Source organism: Spirulina sp. CCY15215, from assembly GCF_016888125.1.
GTDB lineage: Bacteria > Cyanobacteriota > Cyanobacteriia > Cyanobacteriales > Spirulinaceae > CCY15215.
Map to the genome: position 1 here is coordinate 1 of NZ_JACSWA010000014.1, position 285 is coordinate 285.

Below are 285 nucleotides of genomic sequence, written 5' to 3' on the forward strand. Positions count from 1 at the left end.
TTGCCCCTTGGGTGAAGACCCAGCCCGAGGGGTTCATCAGGAATAGGTTTGAGTTGCCTCCTGTGAGTTGGATCAGTCCTTGGATAATGCTGGGGTTGCCTCCCGTGACTCTTCCGACGACGTTGAGGATGTCGGGGTTGGAGAGGAAGTTGGCGATTTCTTGGGGGTTTAAGCCGAATTCTTGGAAGGAGTGGAATAAGTTGGCTCCGGCTTGGGTGCCGCCGTTGATATGGTAGGTGTTGCCGTTGTAGTTGATTATTGTCCCGGTGCCGTCGGGGGCTGCTG

Annotated in this window: 1 protein-coding gene; it reads right to left on the bottom strand. The window is 55.4% G+C overall.

Annotated features, from left to right (window positions below):
• Positions 1–285, bottom strand: a 285-nt coding sequence (locus tag JUI58_RS00050) for a filamentous hemagglutinin N-terminal domain-containing protein (RefSeq protein WP_204101727.1), incomplete at both ends; no start/stop codon positions are given.